This is a genomic window from Bradyrhizobium australafricanum, assembly GCF_020329495.1.
In the GTDB taxonomy this organism is placed as follows: domain Bacteria; phylum Pseudomonadota; class Alphaproteobacteria; order Rhizobiales; family Xanthobacteraceae; genus Bradyrhizobium; species Bradyrhizobium australafricanum.
In genome coordinates this window covers 85,558-102,111 of the sequence record NZ_JAGKJL010000019.1, presented here as the reverse complement: position 1 = coordinate 102,111, position 16,554 = coordinate 85,558, and the positions used below count along the sequence as shown (strand labels likewise).

The window sequence follows — 16,554 nt, the reverse complement described above, 5'->3', positions numbered from 1 at the left end:
GATCGCCTAACCCAGCGCCAGTACCGGCTTGATCAGTTCGCCCCTGGCAAAGCGGGCGAAATTCTCAGGCAGGGCCGACAGGCCGAACTCGCCGTCGACGAGGACGCGGTATTCGTCCTTGAACTTGCGCAGCAATTCGATGTTCGGCTCGAAATCCGAGACCGGGAAGTAGAAGGTCCGGATCATGTAGAAGTCCTTGCGGCGGAACACCTTGCCCTCTTCGATGGTCCAGGGCGCGGCGTTCTCGCCGACCAGCACCAGCGCGCCGCGCGGCAGGACGAGCTCGATGCCGAGGTTGCGCGCCGCATGCGCGCCGGAGCATTCCATGATGAGAGCAAAGCGCTTCGAGGTGTCGCCCACGGGGTATGCCTTCGCGCCGAAGGATTGCGCGATCTTCAACCGCGTCGCATTGGGGTCGGCAACGTAGATGTCGTTGTAGCCGAGCGCGCGCAGCGCCAGCACGACGCCGAGACCGACTGGCCCGGCGCCCATGACGAGAACAGGTCCAGCCTCACCCGGCGGCACCACGCGGCTGACGAAGCGCACGGCGTGGCCCGACGTGCCGATGGTGTCGAGCAAGAGCGGCGCAAGGCTGTCCTCGATATCGTCAGGCACCGGCAGCAAACAGTTTTCCGGCACCGGCACGTATTCGGCGTAGCCGCCCGGCCGGTTCCAGCCGATCAGGCTGGAGACCTCCAGGCACATCTGGGTATCGCCGCGCTTGCAGGCCGCGCAATGGTCGCAGTGGAGTGGAATATAGACGGCACAGCGGCGACCATGCAGCCGGTGACCGGGCTGCTCGACCACGCCGAAAATCTCATGGCCGGCGGTGAACTCCGCGCCCTTGTGCCAGAGCTTGAAGTCCGAACCGCACAGCGCGGTGCGCGAAACGCGCACGAGCACTTCACCTGTGCCGACGTCGGGCATTGCCACGCGCTCGATGGTGATGCGGTCGTTGCCGTGGAAGACCGCGGCCTGCATGATCGAATTCGGACGGGGTGACACGTTCATCAGATACCTAGCCTTTCACCGCACCGAGCGTCAGTCCGGACACCAGCCAGCGCTGAACCAGAGCAGCCAGCACCAGCGGCGGCAGTGCGATCAGCGTCGCCGCGGCCATGAGGGCGCCCCATTGCGTCGAGCCTTCGCCGATGAAGTTGAAGGCCGCCGCGATCAGCGTCTTGGTGTCGCCGTTGGAGAGCACCAGCGCAAACAGGAAGTAGTTCCATGAGAAGACGAAGGCGAGGATCGCCGAGACGGCGACGCCGGACGCCACCAGCGGCAGCGCGATGCGCCAGAGGATGCGCGTGACGCTGCATCCGTCGACCTGCGCCGCCTCGAAGACGCTGCGCGGGATGCCGTCGAAGGATGGCAGCAGCACCCAGATCACGATCGGCAGCGTGATGACCGCGTGGCTCAGGATCAGCGCGGTGTAGGAGCCGATCATCCCGACCTGCCGGAACATGACGTACCACGGCAGCAGGAACAGCGTGCCCGGCGCCATGCGCGCTGCGAGCGTAAGGATCGCCGGCCATGAGATCCGTGTCCAGGAGACGGCGAAAGCGGCGGGGATGCCGAACAGTAAGCCGAGCGCCGTCGAGCCGACTGTGACGATGAGGCTGTTGAGCGCATAGCTGAGGAACGGCGTGGTCTTGGTCAGCTCGACATAATTGTCGAGCGTCGGCGTGAAGATCAGCGTCGGCGGATAGGCCGTCACCTCGAACGACGGCTTGAACGAGGACAACACCATCCAGACCGTCGGCGCCATGATGAGCACGCCGGCGAGCACGAGCTGCACGGTGTTGAGCCAGCGGATCCAGCGGTCGGTGTTGGCGGCATCCGTCATGACATCACCACGCCACGGCGCCGCGCAGGCGGTTGAAGGCGAGCACGGCACCGAACACGATCGCCGTCAGCGTCAGCATCAGGGCGCTGGCGTAACCGATGTTGAAGAACTCGAAACCCACCCGGAAGCCGTAGATGTTGAGCGTGTTCGAGGCGTTGCCCGGCCCGCCCTGGGTCGTGATGTAGATGATGTCGAAGAAGCGCAGGAGATCGACGCTGCGCAGGATGGCCGCGGTGACGATGGTCGGCAGCAGCAGCGGCAAAGTGATGCGCTGAAAAGTCTTGAACGGCGATGCCCCGTCGATCTGCGCGGCCTCGTAGACGCTCGGCGGCAGCGATTGCAGGCCGCCCAGCACGATCAAGGCGACATATGGCGTCCACTGCCAGCTGTCGATCAGAGCGACGGTCGGGATGACCCACGTCGGCGACGCCAGCCAGTCCGACGGCGGCAGGCCGAACGACTGGAGGATGTAGTTGGCCGCGCCCAGCGAGGGATCGAGGATCACCAGCCACATCATGCCCGCCACCACCGGCGGCATCATGAACGGGGAGATGAACAGCGAGCGCACGATTCCCGGCAGGCGCCTGGCGCGAAACAACACCAGAGCCAGCCACACGCCAAAGACGAGCTGGAGCACCAACGACAGCACATAGAGCGCTATGGTGATCCAGAGCCCGTGCCAAAACTCGTAGTCGGAGATCAGCTTTGAGTAATTGGCGAGGCCCGCAAAGGACTGCTTGCCGGTCGAGGAGAATGTCTGGAAGCCGAGCCAGATCGTATAGACGACCGGAAACGCGATCATCGCGACCGTGAAGATCACGGCCGGCGCCGAGAGCGCCGCCATTTCCAGCTTCTGCCGGTCCTGCGTGAGTGTCGCAGCCGCGTCCGACATGTGTCCGTTTCCTTGAGAGTGAGGCGCCGGCAGGCACGAGCCTGCCGGCATCAAGCGGTTACTTCTGGGCGATCAGCGCATCGAGCGCCTTGTCGGCATCAGCGCAGGCTTGGTCGATCGGCTTCTGCTTCAAGATCAGGTCCTGCACAGCCTGGCCGATGAACTCGCGCGATTCCGGGTTGGCGATGATGGGATAGCCGACCTCGGAGGAGCCCTTCGTGGCCAGCACGTCGAGCGCAGCCTGCCATTCCTTGCGGACCGGCTCCTCGTCGATCCATTTGCGGTACTCAGGATCCTTGGCAACCGACGGCCGCGGCGGGGCAATGCCCTGGAGCGCCATTTTCTTCTGCACCTCGGGGCTGGTTGCCCACTGCACGAAGTACCAGGCCGCGTCCGGCTGCTTGCTGTGCGAAGACACCGCCATGCCCCAGCCGATCGTGGTCGGCACCTGGCCGGCCTCGCCTGCCGGGAACGGCAACAGGCCGGTGTCCTTCAGGCGCGCGCCGCCCTCCATCACCGTGCGCAACTCATTCGAGGATTCGAACGCCATCGCGGCGCGGCCGCTGCGATAGAGCGCCGAAATCTGCTGGAAGCTGTAGTTGACCACACCCGGCGGACCGAAGTCGCGCAGCAGCCGGCTATAGGTGTCGAGTGCTTCCTTGCCCTTGGCCGAGCAGAGGTTCGACTTGCCGCCTGCGATGTAGCTGCCTCCGATGTTGTGCAGCATGTTGCTGAAGGTATAGGCGACCGCGGGCTTGAGGCCACGCGAGACAAAGGGCGTGACAGCGCTGTCGCAGGTCTTGATCTTCTCGGCGGCCGCCTCGACATCCTTGATGGTCTTCGGCGCCTCAATGCCGCACTTCTTGAAGATGTCGGTGCGGTAATAGAAGATCGGACCTTCGATGTTCATCGGCATGCTGGTCAGCTTGCCGCCGAAGGTCGCGGCCTTGAGCAGAGCCTGGCTCAACCCGGCCGGGTCGTATTCCTTGGTCACCTCATTCTTGGCCATCGCAGTGAGATCGCCGTACCAGCCGGCCGCGGCAAACTGCTCGCCCTCGCGCGAAGGCAGCGTCATGAACACGTCGACCTCGTCGCTGTTCGCATTCATGACGGTGACCAGACGCTGGCGCATCTGTTGTTCCTGATAACCGTCGACCTTCAGGGTCATGCCGGTCAGCTTCTCGAAATCGGCCTTGTAGGTCAGCAGCGCCTGCGCGACCGGATTGTTATTGGCGAGAAAGGTGACGGTCCTGCCCTTGAACTTCATCCAGTCGAAATCGGCCGCATGAGCCTGCGCGTTGACGGCGACAATCGCGAGAACGGGCAACGCGACGTGCGTCGCGAGCATCCTGACCTTCATCGAACTCTCCTCCCGGCTGGCCGCCTTAAGCTGGCGGGCCATTTTGAACGCGACTTGAAAACGGTTACAATTTAGACCTCACATCGGTTGTGTCAAGCAATGGACAAACCGGATATTCTGCGGCAAATTTACGAGATTACCGCTACCATGCGGTTTGCCCCATCGAATGTAACGTTACATTGATGCGATTGACCAACGCCAAATCCGTGAAACAGGGCATCCGCGCCGTGGCAGCCCGTGCCGGCGTCTCAACGGCCTCGGTGTCGCGCGCGCTGAACAATCCCGATGCGGTAAGCCCTTCCCTGCGGGCGCGCATCGAACAGGCCATCGACGCGCTCGGCTACATTCCACATGCGCCGGCGCGCATCCTGTCGTCACGGCGCTCGCGCACGCTCGGCGCGATCGTTCCGACCATCGACAACACGATGTTCGCGCGCGGCATCGCCTCGCTCCAGCAGTATCTCTCCTCGGTCGGATACATGCTGTTTCTCACCACGAGCGGCTATGATCTCGACATCGAATTGCAGCAAGCGCGCAATTTGATCAGCCGCGGCGTCGATGGACTTGTGCTGCGCGGTGATTGCCATCACGAAGGACTGCGCAAGTTGCTTGCGGACAATGCAGTTCCCTTCATCAATGTCGGCATCTACCAGCCTGATCGACCCCACCCTTGCGTCGGAACGAACAACGAAGCGGCCGCCCATCGCGCCGCCGCGCATGTCATCGAGCTTGGCCACCGCCGCATCGGGATCGTCTCGGCGCTCCAGCGCAACAACGACCGCGCCAGCGCTCGCGTCGCCGGCTTTCGCCGCGCGCTCACCGAGAACGGCCTGGAGCTTCCTCCGCAATGGCATGTCGAGGTGCCCTACACGCTGGACGACGCGCGTGAAGCGGCCCGCTATCTCCTCAACCTGAAGGATCGTCCGACCGCCGTCGTCTGCGGCAACGATGTCATCGCCTACGGCGTCTTGCTCGAGGCGGAGCGCGATGGATTTTCGGTGCCGCGCGACCTGTCGGTGGTCGGCTTCGACGATCTCGACTGGAGCCGCCATTTGCGGCCGAGCCTGACCACGATCCACGTACCGACCGGAGAAACCTGGCAGCGCGCCGGGGAATATCTGGTGCGCAGCCTCGCCGGCGAGCAGACCATCATGCATCGCGAGATCGACTTCTCCCTGGTGGTCCGTGAATCGACGGCTCCCCCTCCCAAATCCTGAACCGAGACCCCTGCAATGCGCTCAAATTTCTCTCTTGCGCCCGGCTTCCATGCCGTGGTGATTGGCGGCGCCGGCGACATTGGCGCCGCAATCAGCAATCAGTTTTGCGACCTCGGCGCGACGGTGACCGCAACGGCGGCCAACGAGACCGATCTGGCGCGCACTTTGCTGAAATCGCGCGCCGGACTCGCACTCGCGACGCTCGACGTCACGAACGACGACGCTGTCGCTTCTTTTGCCCAACAGCAAAAGCGCGTCGATGCGCTGGTCAACTGCGCGGGAATTCTCGCCCGCGACAAGGAATACGAGATCGAGACCTTCATGAAAGTGCTCGACGTCAATCTCACGGGCACTTTTCGAACCTGCATGGCGTTCCGCCCGCTTCTCGCCGAGAGCAAGGGCGCGATCGTCAATCTTGCCTCGATGAATGCGACATTGGCGTTGCCGCGAATCCCGGCTTATTGCGCCAGCAAGGGCGGTGTCGTGATGCTGACCAAGGCGCTCGCCTTGGCATGGGCCGAGCAAGGCATCCGGGTCAATGCGGTTGCGCCCGGCTATATCGAAACGGCGATCAATGCGGCCGGCCGCACCGATCGCGCGCACTATCAGCGCATCGCCGACCGCACCGCGTTCAAGCGCTGGGGTCAGCCGGAGGACGTTGCGGGAGCCGTCGCATTCCTCTGCATGCCGGCATCACAATATGCGACCGGCACCGTCGTCGCGGTGGATGGCGGGTTTCTTGCCGGATGAGCCAGGAAACCAACCGATACGGCCTGCATAATGTCGCCGGAAATGTCTGGGAATGGTACGAGGACCGCCTCGCACCGTCGGGAGTCCCCTTGAATCGCGAGCCTGCACCGAACCGCTCGACGCGCGGTGAATCCTGCCTCGAGTCCTACGGCAGCCGCCACCGCTTCGCAGCGAGACCCGAACGCGTCGGTCGGCTCGTCGAGCAAGATCGGCTTCCCTGTCGTGCGCACCGGGCAGCTGCGGGATCCGGCATAGGATGACGCTGGCGACAAATGCCGCGAAGCCGGCCCCTGCTCCCGGCACCCGTCTGTTGCCGCAGTTCTTGCGCAATTTCGTGCGCAATCGCGAGACCGGCCTCGTGCTGGTTGGCATTGTCGTCGGGTTGCTGAGCGGCGTCCTCGTTGCCGCGATCTCGGGCCTCAGCCAGGCTTCGCACGCGCTGCTGTTCGACATTCCCCTCGACGCACATCTCAGCGCCACCGGCGTAATTTCCTGGCAGCGCACGCTGCTCATCCCGGCAGTTGGCGGCCTGGTCCTGGCGCTGATCGGGCTGTACTTCGCGCGGCGCGTGAAGGGACAGCAGCTCGCTGACGCGATCGAAGCCAACGCGCTCTATGGCGGCCGGGTGTCCTTCCGCGGCAGCTTGCTGATCTCGATCCAGACTCTGCTGTCCAACGGGTTCGGCGGATCGGTCGGACTGGAAGCGGGATACACGCAGATCTGCTCGATGTTTGGCTCCCATGTCGGCCAGCGCCTCGCTGCCCGCCGCAACGACATGCGGCTGTTGGTGGCCTGCGGCGCGGCGGGGGCGATCAGCGCAGCGTTTTCGGCTCCGCTGGCCGGCGCCTTCTATGCCTTCGAGGTCGTGCTGGGAGCCTACACCTCGGCCGCTCTCGTGCCCGTCATCGCCAGCGCCGTCACGGCCTGGCTGGTGGCGCGGGGGTTGACGCACCAGTCCTTTCTGATGGTGCCGGGCTTCCCATCGCCCGTGTCCGTCGAGATGATCGGACAGACCGTGCTGATCGGCATCATTTGCGCATTCGTCAGCATCCTCGTCATGCTCGCGGTCGCATTTTCCGAACGTTGCTTTCAGCGCGTCACGCTTTTCAGCGGCTTCGTGCGCCCGATCCTCGGCGGCCTGCTGCTCGGCGGCCTCGCCCTGCTGACGCCGACCGTGCTCGGCGCGGGACATGGCGCAATGCAAATCCTACTGGTCAGCAATCCGAGCTGGCTCCTGCTCACGACGACCATCGTGCTCAAGATCCTGGCATCGGCCGTCTCGCTCGGCTCCGGCTTTCGCGGCGGACTGTTCTTCGCCTCGCTGCTGCTCGGCGCGCTGATCGGGCAGCTTTACAGCGTCGTGCTGACCGGCCCCTTCCCCACGCTCGCGCTTCAGCCCGGCACCGCCGCCATCGCGGCTCTCGCCGCGCTCGGAACCGGCGTGCTGGGCGCACCGTTCAGCATGGTTTGTCTCGCACTCGAGATCACCGGCGACTTCTCCGTGACCGTAGGAGCCGTGGTCGCATCATCGGTCTGCGCGCTCATCGTCCGCGAGTTGTTCGGCTACAGTTTTGCGACATGGCGCTTCCATCTGCGCGGCGAGGTGATCCGCGGTCCGCAGGACATCGGCTGGGTCCGTCAGATGAGCGCAGCTTCCCTGATGCGCGCCGACTTCGAGAATGCGCTGACGACCATGCCGATCGGCGAGGCGCAGAAGCTGTTCTCGCCGGCGCAGGTCCGACAGGTCGTGCTGCGCGATCCGAACGGCAGCTATGCCGGCATCGTTGCGGCGGCGACGCTGCATTCCGTCACCAATCGGGACGACGATCCGCTCGGGTCGTTGGCCCAGCAGCAGGATGAGTATTTGCTTCCGACCACGTCGGTTCGCGAGATCCTGAAGGCCTTTGAACGGAGCGAAGCCGACGTCCTCGCGGTCATTGACCGTGCCGACCATCGCGTCACGATTGGCACCTTAAGCGAATCCCATGTGCTGCGCACCTATGGGGAAGAGCTCGAACGCCGGAACCAGGAGCTGTTTTCGCGGTGATCCTTGCGCGCTATGGCCTTAGATCCATATCGATCCGCACAAAATCGCCGCGATAGGTGACTTCACCGAGATAGATCACGGTGCGATCGCTCGCCGTGAAGACACGGCGGACTTCGGCGACCGGCGAATTCAAAGGGACGCGCAGCAGCCGCGCCGCCTCGATATCCGCGGTTCCGATGGTCAATGTCTGTCGGGCGCTGGCGATCGCCGGATCCCTGAGATCGTTGAGGATCGGGATCACCGTCTCGTTGCGAAAGCGCTTGGGAGACCTGCGGAAGATCTTCTCATCGAGATAGATGGAAATGACGCAGTAAGGCTGCTTCTGGCGCGAGTGCAGGCGGCGCATGAAGACATATTTCTCGGCCGGCTTGCCGTCTTCGGGAAGCAACGGCGCATCGCTCCGGCTTTCCGAGATGTTGATGATCTCCGGCGAAGTGTCGCGGTACATGTCCGCAAGATCGGACAGGGTGGTCTCGACCTTGAGCCAGCGGTCCTGTCGTACAGTCCCGGTGACGAACGTGCCGCGGCCTTGTTGCGCCTCGATGACACCGTCGCGGGCGAGCAGCTCGACGGCCTGCCTGATGGTGACACGCGAGACACCGAACTCGGCCGCCAGATCCTCGTTGGCCGGCAGGCGAAAACCTTGACTCCAGACACCCCGCGCAATCCGCTGGCGAAAAATATCGGCAATCTGCGCGTATTTGGGGACGTGACTGTCGGAACTCAATTCCATCTCGCCCTCCGGAAATCAAGCGGCCCAATCACGGCATGACAAGGGCTGCACCGCGTTCCCCGATCATCAGGCTCGTCGCATTGGTGTTGGCCGAGGTGATCTGCGGCATCACCGAGGCGTCGATCACACGCAGCCGCTCGACGCCGCGCACCCGCAGCTGCGGATCGAGGACTGCCCGCTCGTCGCTGCCCATGCGGCAGGTGCCGACGCAGTGAAACACCGTGCCGCCGGTGTTGCGCGCAAAATCCCACAGCCCCGCATCGCTATTTGCGGCCTCGCCCGGCACCATTTCGACGTCCCAGAGCGGGCGGAACGCCTTTTGCTGATAAATCTCGCGCAAGATCTTCAGGCCGGCAACAATGGTCTTGCGGTCGATCTCCTCGGCGAAATAATTGGGCGCGATCAGCGGCTGCTCGAACGGATCGGCCGAGCGGATCGCAAGCTGTCCGCGCGACCGGCCGTGGCATTGCCAGACCGAGGCCGTGAAGCCGGAATAGCTGTGGAGGGGCTCGCCGGGCTTGTCGACGGAAAGCGGCATCACGTTGAACTGCACGTCGGGACGGCCACCGACCGCATATTCGGTACAGGCCGCTCCGCCCACCTGTCCCGCCCCCACCGTCAATGGCCCTCGCCCGGCCAGCATCCATTGCAACCCCATCTTCGCGAGTTCGACAGGATGGCGGACCTGGTCATTGAGCGAGATCCGCTCCTTCAGGCGCACGATCAGCCGTGCCTGGAAATGGTCCTGCAGATTGGAGCCGACCTCGGGCGAGTCGGTGACGACGGCAATCCCGTGCTTGCGAAGCAGGTCGGCCGGACCGATCCCGGAAAGCTGGAGGATTTGCGGCGATTGCAGCGCGCCGCCCGACAGGATGACCTCGCGATCGGCTGTCGCGCGATGAACCTGCCCTTTGCTGATCCACTCGACGCCGGTCGCGACGCGGCCGTTGAAAGTGACTTTGCTCACCTGCGCATGCGTGGTGATGGTCAGGTTGCGCCGGTCGGCAATCGGTCGAAGAAAGGCGGATGCCGAGCTGGTCCGCCAATGCCGCCCGATGCCAAGCTGATAGGCACCGACGCCAAGCGTCGTCGCGCCGTTGAAATCGGAATTGCGCGGCAGGCCGAACTGCACGCCCGCCTCCACCCAGGCCCTCGACGCCGGGTTGTCGTTCCTGAGGTCGGAGACCTCGAACTCTCCGAGGCCACCGTGAAACTGGCTCTCGCCGCCGCGATAGCGCTCGTAGCGCCGGAAATAGGGCAGGACGTCGCGATAGCTCCAGCCGTCGGCGCCGAGACGTTCCCAGTCGTCAAAATCCTCGTGCTGGCCGCGGATGAAGATCAGGCCGTTGATCGACGACGATCCGCCGAGCACGCGGCCGCGCGGCCAGACGATGGCGCGGCCGCCGCTTCCTTCCGACGGCTCGGTCTTGAACAGGCGCGAGAAGCGCTCGTTGTAGATGGTCCGGTAATACCCGACCGGCAGCTTGAGCCAGAAATTCCGGTCCGATCCGCCGGCTTCGAGCAACAACACGCGGCAGGCAGGATCGGCTGACAGTCTGTTTGCGACCACACAGCCGGCCGACCCCGCACCAACGATGATGTAATCGTAGCCAAGCCCCGACATCACGCGGTCCGGTATTGTTCGATCGAGGCAAGATCGGGCGCGATCCCGAGACCCGCCTCGTCGCCGAGCTCGATCATTCCATCGCTGACGTGCAGCACGGGGCCGCAGAATTGATCCCGCAGCGGGTTCTCATTGCTGTCGACCTCCAGCAGTCCCTCGCCGCCGACGCCCGCCAGCAGATGCGCCGACGCCAACAGGCCGATGCCGGCGCCGAGATAGTGCGGACAGAACATCTTGCCCGACGTCAGGATGTCGCGGGCGATGCCGGCGCAAGCCGAAAGCCCGCCCCACTTGGCGATGTCAGGCTGGACGACACCGAGAACCGGCTCGCTCAGCACCTCGGCAAAGCCAGCGTGGCTCGCGATGTTCTCACCGGCGGCGAGCGGAAAACGGATCGTCTCGTGCAGTTGCTTCCATTCCTGCCGCGGACGGTCCGCGCGGATGGGCTCCTCGAGCCAGGCAAGGCCGAACGGCTCGAGCTGCGGCGCACGCTCGAGCGCCTGCGCGATGGTCCAACCCTGGTTGACATCGGCCGCAAGCATGCCATCGTCGACGAGGCAGCGCAGTGCGGCGAGATTGGCCCGGTCGTCTGCCGGATCGAAGCCGATCTTCAGCTTCAAGGCGCGATAGCCGCGGCCGAGCGCTGCTTCCGCCGCCCGCTCCGATCCGACCGGATTGATGCCGCTGGCATAGACCTTGATCCGGCTCCGCGATCCGCCGAGCAATCTCCACAACGCAACGTTCCGGCGGCGTGCATGGAGATCCCAGACCGCAAGATCGATGCCGGCGATCGACTGCGCGAACGGGCCGGCTTCGCCGGATTGCAACGCGAGCACCGAAGTTCCCTGCGTCAGTCGCTCGAATGCGGCACCAGGTTCGCTTGCCCTGAATCCGACAAGCGCCGGTGCCAGGACCTCGTTGACCAGCCGAACACGATGCTCGGCGCCCGGCGCGGGAAAGTTGCACCAGACCTCGCCCCAGCCCGCGTAACCGTCCGTGTCTTCGACCCGAACGAACACGGCAGGCCGGTCCCCCATCCGCCCGAACGAGGTGATGACCGGTGTCGTCAGAGGATAGCGAAAGCCAAAGGCCTGGACGCTCCGGATGGTGAAAGGCGGCGATGTCATGCGCGGAAAAGCCTGCGGCGCCTACGACCAAAGCGGCGCTTGTATGGTCATCCTATTTATAATATGACTTGGGCAAACATCAACTGCAATCTGGGTGGACGCGTCGAATGGACGGAACTGGCGTGAGACGCTTTGGTCTCGGGTTGATACCGTGGGTCGCCGCGATCCTGCTCTGGTATGCCGTGCGCTGGAGCGGCTTCGTCAACGCATCGCTGATCCCCGCCCCGCATCAGGTCGCCGCGAAGTTCGTCGAGCTTCTCACCAAGGAAGGCCTCCTGATCGACATCTTCGCCTCGACCAGGCGCGTCTTTTTCGGCGTCTCGCTTGGAATTCTCGTCGCGGTGCCCGTCGGCTTTCTGCTCGGATGGTATCGCCCGGCCCGCACCTTCGCCGACCCTATGATCAACTTCTTCCGCGCGCTGCCGCCGATCGCGCTGATCCCGCTCGTTATCGTCTATTTCGGCGTGGACGAGCTCGCAAAGCTCGTCATCCTGTTCTACGCCTCGTTCTTCTCCGGCGTGATCGTCATGTATGAGGGGGTCTCGCAGATCACGCCGCTCTATATCCGCGTGGCGCAGACGCTCGGCGCCAATCAGGCGGAAATCTTCCGCAAGGTCATCATTCCCCTCACCGTTCCGCACATCCTCACCGCGCTGCGGGTCGCGCTTGGGGTAGCCTGGGCGACGCTGGTGGCATCCGAACTGATCGCGGCCCAGCGTGGGCTTGGCGCCATGATCCAGAATGCGTCGACCTACTTCCTGCTCGACGTCATCTATGTCGGCATCATCTGCATCGGCCTGATCGCGCTGATTATGGACATGATCCTGCGCAAGATCACGGCCCGGTTGCTGGTCTGGCAGGATCGGGCCATCGCATGACCACGCGTGCACAGTTCGACAAGGTTTCCCTTGCCTTCGAGACCCCGAAGGGACGCCTCAACGTCGTCGAGGATGTCAGCTACGATATCAACGATGGCGATTTCATCGCAGTGATCGGCCCTTCAGGCTGCGGCAAGACCACGATGATGAGCATGCTCGCCGGCTTCCAGAAGCCGACGACCGGAAGCGTGCTGTTCGACGGACAGCCCGTCACGGGTCCCGGTCCCGAGCGCGGCGTCATCTTCCAGGAATATGGCGTCTTCCCGTGGCTGACGGTGAAACAGAACATCGCTTTCGGCCTGACGCTCCGAGCCAATCACGTCGCGGCCGGCGAGCGCGATTCGATCTGCGATCACTATCTCGGCCTGATGGGCCTGTCCGACTTCGCCAACTCCTATCCGAAGCACTTGTCCGGCGGCATGCGTCAGCGGCTCGCAATCGCGCGGGCTTACGCGGTCAAGCCGCAGTTCCTGCTGATGGACGAGCCGTTCGGTGCGCTCGACGCCCAGACCCGTTCCAACATGCAGAACCTGCTGCTGAAGGTGCTCCAGACCGAAGGCAAGACGGTCATGCTGATCACCCACTCCGTGGAGGAGGCGATCTATCTCGCGTCCCGTATCGTGGTGGTGACCGCGCGGCCGGCGCGGATCAGGCAGATCATCGACGTGCCGTTCGCCTATCCGCGCGATGAATCGATCCAGGAGCGGCCGGAATTCGGCGAACTGCGAAGCTATATCAAGCATCTCGTGATGGACGAGTATCGCGCCCAGCAGGCGCAGATGCGTCCGGTCTCATTCTCGGAATAACAACACAGCGGAGGACGACCTATGGATCGGCGACAATTTCTGACCACGACGGCCGGGCTTGCCCTGGGGTCCTTCACCGCCGCAGCGCCGGCGATTGCGCAGGCCAAGACCAAGGTTCGTGTCGGCTATCTGCACACCGTTGCCGTCGACGGCCAGATCTGGACCGGCATGGACCGCGGCTCCTTCGAAAAGCAGGGACTGGATCTCGAGGTGCGGCAGTTCAATACCGGCCTCGAAATCTTCCAGGCGCTGATCGGCGGCAGCCTCGACGTGCTGGCGACGGGCGCCGTGCTCTCGAACTTCCCGGCCCGCGGCCAGGGCAAGGTCTTCCTCATCAACGACATCGAGGTCGCGACCGCACAGCTCTGGGTGCGCGGCGATCAGGGCATCAAGTCATTCGAGGACCTGAAGGGCAAGCGGATCGCAACTGCGACCGGCACCACCGCGCATGTGTTCCTGGACACCGCGTTGCGCGCGAACAAGGTCGATCCCAAGCAGGTCGAACTCGTCAACCAGACCATGCCGGCCGCCGTAACCGCCTTCATTTCAGGCGCGGTGCCTGCCGTCGCGCTCTGGGTGCCTTTCAACGTGACGGTTCGCGACAAGGTGCCGGGCGCGGTCAAGCTCGCCGACGCCTCGGCCTATTATCCGAAGGCAGCGATCATCGGCGGCTGGGCGGCGGCCAACGACTATTACGAGCCCAACAAGGAAACGCTGGCGAAGCTGATCCGTGGCTGGGCCGATGCCAATGACTACATCATCGCGAACAGCACCGAAGCGATGGAAAAGCTGCAGAAGGGCCATTACAGCCAGACGCCGATGGCCGACATCGACGAATCGTTCAAGGCGCAGAAGATGTTCTCGTCACGGGACTGGAAGCGGATGTATTCCGACGGCACTGTCACCAACTGGCTGCAGCAATCGACCGACTTCTTCATGGCCAATGCCGGCATCAAGGACTTTACCCCGGCAAGCAAATATTTCGATCCGAGCCTGTATTTGAAAACGATTGCGTGACGCACCTGGATGCGGATGCCGTTCTAGAGAAAGCTCTCGAACGCGAGGCGCTGCGCCGGTGTCAAATGCAGGCCGTGCTTGGTGCGCCGGTCCAGGAAGTCGGTGGGCTTCCTGGCCCACTCATTCTCACGAAGATACACCGCTTCGCATTCATAGAACTCGCCGCCGAAATGACGGCCCAGGTCGACGGCGCTGCGGACCGGGCCCAGCAGTTGGCGCGCGCGCGTCCCATAGAGGCGGGCATAGTGATGGACGAGCGTTCGCGGCAAATCGGGATAGTCGCGTGCCAGCCGATTTGCGAATTCATCGAAGCTGCCGCCGATGTCGCCGCCCGGCAGCGGTCGATGCGCGGTCCAGGCCGACGACAACTTCGGAAACCACGGCGCGAGGCGCTGCAGCGCCTGCTCCGCCAGCCGGCGGTAGGTCGTGATCTTGCCGCCGAAGATCGACAGCAGCGGCGGCACATCCTGCGCGCCATGAACCTCGAACACATAGTCGCGCGTCACGGCCGACGGATTGTCGGCGTTGTCGTCGTAGAGCGGCCGGACCCCGGAGAACGCGTGCACGATCTCGCCCGCCTGCGGCGGCGTTCGGAAATAGCGGCGCAAGACCTGCAACAGGTAATCGGTCTCGTCCTCGCCGATCGCGACGTCCTCGGCGCGGCCGTGATAGGGAATGTCTGTGGTGCCGATCAACGCGAGATCGCCCTCATAAGGGTTGACGAAGATCACCCGGCGATCGCTGTTCTGCAGCAGATAGGCCTGCGGCCCGCTCCAGAATTTCGGCACCACGATATGGCTGCCCTTGACCAGCCGGACGCTCTGGGCCGAGTTCAGGCCCGCCACGCCCTGGATGACATCCTGAACCCACGGCCCGGCGGCGTTGACCAGCGCGCGCGACCGCACGACCTGCATCGTACCGTCGTCGCCGTGCATGTCGAGCAGCCAGGTCTCGCCGTCGCGGCGCGCGCGCACCGCCCGCGTGCGCGGCAGGATGCGTGCGCCGTTCTGCGCTGCATCGATCAAATTGAGGATCACCAGCCTGCTGTCATCGACCCAGCAGTCCGAATATTCGAAGCCTCGCCGGAACTCCTGACGTAGCGGCGCGCCCTCCGGAGCGCGCGACAGATCCAGGCTGCGGCTCGCCGGCAGTTGCTTGCGGCCACCGAGATGGTCGTAGAGCAACAGCCCGGTGCGGACCAGCCACGCCGGCCGCTGCACCGGCGAATGCGGCAGCACGAAGCGCATCGGCCAGATGATATGCGGCGCCGACGCGAGCAGCACCTCGCGCTCGATCAGCGCCTCGCGCACCAGGCGGAACTCGTAATATTCGAGATAGCGCAGCCCGCCGTGGATCAGCTTGCCCGAGCGCGACGAGGTGCCCTCGGCGAAATCATCCTTCTCGCACAGCAGCACCTTCAGGCCGCGGCCGGCGGCGTCGCGGGCGATGCCGGCACCGTTGATGCCGCCACCGATCACCGCGATATCGACCAGCCCGTGATCCGTACCTGCGACCGGCGCAGTGCCCGTCATCGCTTGCTGCTGCGCCGTTTCTCGGCGCGGCGCGGCGCTGCCTTTGCCGTCGCGCGGGCCTTGTTCGGCTTCGGCGCCTGCAGACCGTAGGTGGAGAATCCCTTCGCGGTGTCGGCAATCTCCTCGTCGGTCAGGATGACGCGCGAATCGAGCGCCAGCGAGAGATAGTACTGCCGCGCAATGGTCTCGAGCTCGACCGCGAGCCACATCGCCTTGTCGAGATTGGCGCCGAGCGCGATCATGCCGTGATTGGCGAGCAGGCAGCCGTTGCGGCCTTCGAGCGCCGCGATCGCATGATCGGACAATTCCTTGGTCCCGTAGCGCGCATAGCCGGCGCAGCGGATCTCGGTGCCGCCGAACGCCGCCATCATGTAATGGCAGGCCGGGATCGGCTTGCGCGCGATCGCGAGCACGGTCGCGTAGGTCGAGTGAGTATGGACGATGGCGCCGACATCGGGCCGGGCGCGCGTGATGTCGAGATGGAAGCGCCATTCGGTGGACGGCTGCAGCGGCCCCTCCCACGCACCATAGTCGCCCTCGAGCGGCATCGAGGCGATCATCTCCGGCTTCATCGAATCGTAGGGGGTCGCCGACGGCGTGATCAGCATCCGGTCCTTGTAGCGCGCGGAGATGTTGCCTGATGTCCCCTGGTTGAGACCCGACGCATTCATCCACCGGCACTTGGCGATGATCGCCTCGCGCAACTGTCGTTCCTCACGGGTCAT

Annotated in this window: 16 protein-coding genes; 7 read left to right on the top strand and 9 right to left on the bottom strand. The window is 64.2% G+C overall.

Going from position 1 to position 16,554, the window contains the following annotated elements; all coding sequences use genetic code 11:
• Window positions 1-6: 6 nt before the first annotated feature.
• Genes J6525_RS18790 through J6525_RS18775 form a run of 4 tightly spaced genes read right to left on the bottom strand, consistent with a single transcriptional unit; the run spans window position 7 to window position 4,098 of the window.
• Window positions 7-1,011: a zinc-dependent alcohol dehydrogenase family protein gene (locus J6525_RS18790; RefSeq protein ID WP_225645758.1), complete on the bottom strand. Its 1,005-nt coding sequence runs from the start codon at window positions 1,009-1,011 to the stop codon at window positions 7-9.
• 7 nt (window positions 1,012-1,018) lie between these two features.
• The gene (locus J6525_RS18785) at window positions 1,019-1,846 is read right to left on the bottom strand and encodes a carbohydrate ABC transporter permease (protein WP_028335651.1); all 828 of its coding nucleotides are present in this window, start codon (window positions 1,844-1,846) and stop codon (window positions 1,019-1,021) included.
• Window positions 1,847-1,850: 4 nt separating this feature from the next.
• Window positions 1,851-2,738, bottom strand: coding sequence for a carbohydrate ABC transporter permease (locus J6525_RS18780; protein ID WP_225645757.1), 888 nt, complete (start codon window positions 2,736-2,738; stop codon window positions 1,851-1,853).
• 58 nt (window positions 2,739-2,796) lie between these two features.
• Window positions 2,797-4,098, bottom strand: a complete 1,302-nt coding sequence (locus J6525_RS18775) for an ABC transporter substrate-binding protein (protein ID WP_225645756.1) — start codon at window positions 4,096-4,098, stop codon at window positions 2,797-2,799.
• A 182-nt stretch (window positions 4,099-4,280) separates the two neighbouring features.
• Between J6525_RS18775 and J6525_RS18770 the strand changes: the two genes are divergently transcribed.
• Genes J6525_RS18770 through J6525_RS18755 form a run of 4 tightly spaced genes read left to right on the top strand, consistent with a single transcriptional unit; the run spans window position 4,281 to window position 8,112 of the window.
• A complete protein-coding gene (locus J6525_RS18770; protein WP_225645755.1) occupies window positions 4,281-5,315 on the top strand; it encodes a LacI family DNA-binding transcriptional regulator in 1,035 nt (344 codons plus the stop codon).
• Window positions 5,316-5,330: 15 nt separating this feature from the next.
• On the top strand, window positions 5,331-6,065 hold the full coding sequence (locus tag J6525_RS18765; protein WP_225645754.1) for an SDR family NAD(P)-dependent oxidoreductase: 735 nt from the start codon (window positions 5,331-5,333) through the stop codon (window positions 6,063-6,065).
• Complete coding sequence (locus J6525_RS47480) at window positions 6,062-6,325, top strand: SUMF1/EgtB/PvdO family nonheme iron enzyme (RefSeq protein WP_225645753.1); 264 nt, start codon at window positions 6,062-6,064, stop codon at window positions 6,323-6,325. The genes J6525_RS18765 and J6525_RS47480 overlap by 4 nt, the downstream gene beginning before the upstream one ends.
• Window positions 6,322-8,112, top strand: a complete 1,791-nt coding sequence (locus J6525_RS18755; protein WP_092086040.1) for a chloride channel protein — start codon at window positions 6,322-6,324, stop codon at window positions 8,110-8,112. The genes J6525_RS47480 and J6525_RS18755 overlap by 4 nt, the downstream gene beginning before the upstream one ends.
• A 10-nt stretch (window positions 8,113-8,122) precedes the next feature.
• Here the strand turns inward: J6525_RS18755 and J6525_RS18750 are convergent, their stop codons facing one another.
• The 3 genes from J6525_RS18750 to J6525_RS18740 are packed head-to-tail and all read right to left on the bottom strand — an operon-like array spanning window position 8,123 to window position 11,596.
• Window positions 8,123-8,845, bottom strand: a complete 723-nt coding sequence (locus tag J6525_RS18750) for a GntR family transcriptional regulator (RefSeq protein ID WP_028335658.1) — start codon at window positions 8,843-8,845, stop codon at window positions 8,123-8,125.
• A 28-nt stretch (window positions 8,846-8,873) separates the two neighbouring features.
• Window positions 8,874-10,469: a GMC family oxidoreductase gene (locus tag J6525_RS18745; RefSeq protein WP_225645752.1), complete on the bottom strand. Its 1,596-nt coding sequence runs from the start codon at window positions 10,467-10,469 to the stop codon at window positions 8,874-8,876.
• Window positions 10,469-11,596: a mandelate racemase/muconate lactonizing enzyme family protein gene (locus J6525_RS18740; RefSeq protein WP_225645751.1), complete on the bottom strand. Its 1,128-nt coding sequence runs from the start codon at window positions 11,594-11,596 to the stop codon at window positions 10,469-10,471. Before J6525_RS18740 ends, J6525_RS18745 begins: the two co-directional genes overlap by 1 nt.
• A 122-nt stretch (window positions 11,597-11,718) precedes the next feature.
• Here J6525_RS18740 and J6525_RS18735 point away from each other — a divergent pair, with 122 nt between their 5' ends.
• From J6525_RS18735 to J6525_RS18725, 3 genes are read left to right on the top strand one after another with little or no spacing between them, the layout of a single operon-like run.
• The gene (locus J6525_RS18735; protein ID WP_376708527.1) at window positions 11,719-12,474 is read left to right on the top strand and encodes an ABC transporter permease; all 756 of its coding nucleotides are present in this window, start codon (window positions 11,719-11,721) and stop codon (window positions 12,472-12,474) included.
• Window positions 12,471-13,280 carry an ABC transporter ATP-binding protein gene (locus tag J6525_RS18730; protein WP_225645750.1) on the top strand — a complete coding sequence of 270 codons (810 nt, stop codon included), beginning with the start codon at window positions 12,471-12,473 and terminating at the stop codon, window positions 13,278-13,280. Before J6525_RS18735 ends, J6525_RS18730 begins: the two co-directional genes overlap by 4 nt.
• A 21-nt stretch (window positions 13,281-13,301) precedes the next feature.
• Window positions 13,302-14,297 (top strand): ABC transporter substrate-binding protein, encoded by a 996-nt coding sequence (locus J6525_RS18725; RefSeq protein ID WP_225645749.1) that lies wholly within the window; start codon window positions 13,302-13,304, stop codon window positions 14,295-14,297.
• 23 nt (window positions 14,298-14,320) lie between these two features.
• Here the strand turns inward: J6525_RS18725 and J6525_RS18720 are convergent, their stop codons facing one another.
• On the bottom strand, window positions 14,321-15,829 hold the full coding sequence (locus J6525_RS18720) for a glycerol-3-phosphate dehydrogenase (RefSeq protein ID WP_225645748.1): 1,509 nt from the start codon (window positions 15,827-15,829) through the stop codon (window positions 14,321-14,323).
• Complete coding sequence (locus tag J6525_RS18715; protein WP_172647311.1) at window positions 15,826-16,554, bottom strand: class II aldolase/adducin family protein; 729 nt, start codon at window positions 16,552-16,554, stop codon at window positions 15,826-15,828. The genes J6525_RS18720 and J6525_RS18715 overlap by 4 nt, the downstream gene beginning before the upstream one ends.